Below are 3,881 nucleotides of genomic sequence, written 5' to 3' on the forward strand. Positions count from 1 at the left end.
TCTTTATATAATTTGAAAAATAACTGAAAAAGCTCAACAAAAAATTCACCAAATAAATTTGATAGTTGATCAAAACAAGCATTTTCTGATTCTAGAGAATTTATTTTGCTCATTAATTCAGATAATACATTTAATTTAGCACCATATGTATTTAATATGTTTTGGTATTGTGAATTATGTTTGAAAAATTTTAATATAATTTTTTTGACATTATTTTTTCATCTATAATATCATCTTCCAATTTAAGAACAGAAAGATAGTAATTTATAAATGCACAATATTCTATTACATTATTAGAAATACTCGTGTTTATTTTTTTGAATGGATTTGTTGGACATTTAAAAGATAGGGGTGTCATTTCTGTTTCAAAATTTTCGAGTACTAATGCTAAGAAAACCATGTCATAACTTAAAATTAAACGATAAACTATACCATATTTTTTTCCTATTCCTTGACATAGTGCACAATATTGTTGTTTGTATAGGCGAAAATCGCATATTCTTAAATCATCTCTTTGTGTTTTAATATACCCTAACATAATTCACGACCTTAACATAGACAATGAGAAATACATTTGCCAGCATTCATATAAGTGTCACTATCACAACAACATGCAGAACAGCCAGATAAACATAAACATGAACATAATAAACTGCAACAATCATCGTCATCGCTATTCAGATTACAGCTATCGTCATAATCATGCCAGTTTCCATCGCAACCTTTATAATATCCAGTAAGAAATATATTATCACGGATTCATAATATCTTTATTTTTGTCCTGTGACAAGACAAAAATAAAGGAGATAAAAATGGCAAGAATAATTGATAGTAATGAAAAAAATTTAATTGGAAGCAATCTGAAAATATTAAGGAAACAAAAAAAGATGAGTCAACAAGAACTTTCAGATAAATTAGAAACATTAGCAATATATATTTGCAGAGGATCTATTTCACGAATTGAGGATAAAAGTAGAACGGTAACAGATATAGAATTATATGGGTTATCTAAAGTATTGGGAGTTTCTATAGATTCGCTTTTTGAATATCCTATAGAATAAGTATTTCGAGATATAGAAATATGAAAAGACAGTTTCGTGTCATATCTTTTTTTGATAAAATGTAAAGTGATAAAATGATTTTTAGTTTATCAAATATATAACAATAAGAAGATAAAAACAAAAAAGGGGTAACAAATGAACATGAATAAATACGTCAAAAGCTTGATCAAAAAATATAAAAATCCATCAATTATTGGTGAGAAAAGCATAGAAGAAGTGATTGATTATTTAAAGCAAAAATTTATCATAAAAGATATTACGCAAAATATATCAGATATTGAAATGAAAATATGCAGGTTCAATATCATGCATTCACTCGATGGAGAGAATATTTCATCGGAAGATATAAAATTCCATGCATATCGTGTTGAAGATTCAACGGCAAGCAAGGAATATTATCAAGAAATGGATGATGAAGAGAAAATATATGTTTACATAGATGAAGCTTCAGGATATATTGAATCAAATTGTAGTGGACTTTTTACAGAGTTGGCACTTTATAAAGGAATTTCACAATATGATTATGATAACAATACAGATAAACTTATAGAGTATTTAACGCATTGCAAAGATTGGGAAGAAGGGAGCAGGAGAGAGGAAATCCAATGAATGATCAGTTTATACAGGGCATTATATTTGACTGGAACAAAATAGATGATGACAGTTACCTAAAACAAATAGAAGCATTAAAAGATGTTGAAAGACTAGAATTTCAAAATTCAATCAACTTTTTTGTTGGAGAAAATGGAAGTGGAAAGTCTACATTATTAGAAGCAATTGCCATAGCTCATGGATTTAATCCAGAAGGTGGAACGAAAAACTATGTATTTTCTACGCATGATACACACTCCGAATTATGCGATGCCATCAGAGTTGTAAAAGGATATCGGAAGGAAAAATGGGGATATTTTCTTAGAGCAGAAAGTTTCTATAATGTTGCAACGAAGGAAGAAGAATATGGTGGAATAGATTCAGCCAGATATCATGAGAGATCACACGGAGAAGGTTTCTTGGCATTAGCACAAAATAATCTACAGCCCAATGGATTGTATCTTTTTGATGAGCCAGAAGCGGCATTATCACCACAAAGACAATTAACATTATTAATGGAGATATATAAATGTGCAAGAAAAGGAGCACAGTTCTTTATTGTTACACATTCACCGATTTTACTAGGAATTCCAGACGCTGACATTTATTGTTTTGATGATGGTAGGATTCATTTATGTGAGTATGAGGAGACGGAAAGTTATCAGATTACGGAGATGTTTATAAATAATCGGGAAGTATTATTGGATAGACTTCTAAAAGAATAGATGTAGAAATTCATAATTCATGCTATACTTAAAAATAACAGATTAAATAAAAGAGGTGAGATAAAATCATGGAAAATGAAACATATATGAAACGATTAAAAGACAGACTGCAAATAGAATTTAAAAAACAGGATCGAAGCGGAGTATACGGTTATACACAGAGGAGTATGGCGTATAATTCCAATCGAATTGAAGGAAGTACCTTAACAGAGAAACAGACAGCAAGTATGTTTGAAACAGGAACTTTATATGTGGATGATCCAGACATGATTTTTCGAACAAAAGATATAGAAGAAATGAATGGTCATTTCAAAATGTTTAATTATGTAATGAAATGTATGGAAAAACCTTTGTCAGAAGATATCATAAAAAATATGCATAAAAATTTAAAGGAAGGTGTTTTTGAAGATCGAGCAAATGGATATGCAATTGGTGGGTGGAAAAAGCGTGCAAACAGAGTCAGTGATATCCAGACAGCATTGCCACAAGAAGTTCCAGAAAAGATTCATCAGTTATTAGAAAAGTATCATAACGCAGAGAAAATTACATTATACGATATTGCTAAATTTCATGCACAGTTTGAGAATATTCATCCATTTCAGGATGGAAATGGGAGAGTCGGGCGTATGATCATTCTAAAACAATGTCTGGATCATAATATTGTTCCAGTGATCATCCGTGATATTCATAAAGCAGAATATAATCGATATCTTAATAAAGCACAGCACGAACAAGACTATAAAGGATTAGAAGCTTATTTTGAAAAAGAACAGAAATATTATCAGGAAAGCACAATCCCAATGATATTTGATTTTGATGAATTGTAGAATAAGGGTGTAATTAATAGAGAGTGGACAAGAAAGGAGGTTGGGGTTTATGGCTAAGAAGTTTTGTACAACAGGAACATGTATCCCGGAGAAAAATTATATGGTTGATCTTAGCAACAGGATTCAGCAGATTATCAATCAATATATCGAATCAGGACAATACTTTACGATCAATCGAGCCAGACAATATGGTAAGACAACCTTGCTTTATCTTCTGGAAAAAGAATTGCGAAAACAAGATTATCTGGTTTTGAGTTTAAGTTTTGAAGCTGCCGATGAAGTAGACAAAAGTTCAGACAATCAGATTTTCTTATCTTTCCTCGGACTTCTAAGAGAGAAATATTTAAAATGCCAGCAGGGAAAAGATGTAACATTTCATTCTGTAATTCTTGCAGGTGTTTACGATATTAAAACATTAAAGTTAAAACTACATCCACAAGAAGAATCGAAATATAACAGTCTATGGAATATCGCAGATAATAATCAAATGTATATGAAGGTATCATCTGATCGAAATCAATTTATTGTATCTGGAATGTTGCAAATGCCATTGGCAATGCAAAAGTTTTATGAATATTATGAAGAAATTTATTCAGAAAAAGATCAAAAGTTTATAGAAGAAAATGGTAGGAAATTATTTTTATTATTTTTAAAACCTATTATCAATGGGACAGGAA

At 30.3% G+C, this 3,881-nt stretch carries 5 protein-coding genes and 1 pseudogene; 5 read left to right on the plus strand and 1 reads right to left on the minus strand.

Going from position 1 to position 3,881, the window contains the following annotated elements; translation table 11 throughout:
- Window positions 1–190: 190 nt before the first annotated feature.
- Entirely contained in the window at window positions 191–538 is a 348-nt protein-coding gene (locus KE503_RS14145) for a DUF5685 family protein (RefSeq protein WP_212385682.1), read from the minus strand.
- A gap of 274 nt (window positions 539–812) precedes the next feature.
- Between KE503_RS14145 and KE503_RS14150 the strand changes: the two genes are divergently transcribed.
- The 5 genes and pseudogenes from KE503_RS14150 to KE503_RS14170 form a co-directional block, all read left to right on the plus strand.
- Complete coding sequence (locus KE503_RS14150) at window positions 813–1,061, plus strand: helix-turn-helix domain-containing protein (RefSeq protein WP_022374893.1); 249 nt, start codon at window positions 813–815, stop codon at window positions 1,059–1,061.
- 135 nt (window positions 1,062–1,196) lie between these two features.
- Entirely contained in the window at window positions 1,197–1,670 is a 474-nt protein-coding gene (locus tag KE503_RS14155) for a hypothetical protein (RefSeq protein WP_249183092.1), read from the plus strand.
- Window positions 1,667–2,377 carry an AAA family ATPase gene (locus KE503_RS14160; protein ID WP_022374895.1) on the plus strand — a complete coding sequence of 237 codons (711 nt, stop codon included), beginning with the start codon at window positions 1,667–1,669 and terminating at the stop codon, window positions 2,375–2,377. Before KE503_RS14155 ends, KE503_RS14160 begins: the two co-directional genes overlap by 4 nt.
- 68 nt (window positions 2,378–2,445) lie before the next feature.
- The gene (locus KE503_RS14165) at window positions 2,446–3,204 is read left to right on the plus strand and encodes a Fic family protein (protein ID WP_055196961.1); all 759 of its coding nucleotides are present in this window, start codon (window positions 2,446–2,448) and stop codon (window positions 3,202–3,204) included.
- Window positions 3,205–3,253: 49 nt separating this feature from the next.
- Window positions 3,254–3,881 (plus strand): annotated as a pseudogene (locus KE503_RS14170) (AAA-like domain-containing protein); the annotation flags it as partial.

The sequence above is a fragment of the Anaerostipes sp. Marseille-Q3525 genome, from assembly GCF_018223505.1.
Taxonomy (GTDB): domain Bacteria; phylum Bacillota; class Clostridia; order Lachnospirales; family Lachnospiraceae; genus Anaerostipes; species Anaerostipes amylophilus.

Bases quoted from the DNA above. Each gene is read 5' to 3' on its own strand.
- KE503_RS14145 (WP_212385682.1), bottom strand. From the start codon at position 538: ATGTTAGGGTATATTAAAACACAAAGAGATGATTTAAGAATATGCGAT.
- KE503_RS14150 (WP_022374893.1), top strand. From the start codon at position 813: ATGGCAAGAATAATTGATAGTAATGAAAAAAATTTAATTGGAAGCAAT.
- KE503_RS14165 (WP_055196961.1), top strand. From the start codon at position 2,446: ATGGAAAATGAAACATATATGAAACGATTAAAAGACAGACTGCAAATA.
- KE503_RS14155 (WP_249183092.1), top strand. From the start codon at position 1,197: ATGAACATGAATAAATACGTCAAAAGCTTGATCAAAAAATATAAAAAT.
- KE503_RS14160 (WP_022374895.1), top strand. From the start codon at position 1,667: ATGAATGATCAGTTTATACAGGGCATTATATTTGACTGGAACAAAATA.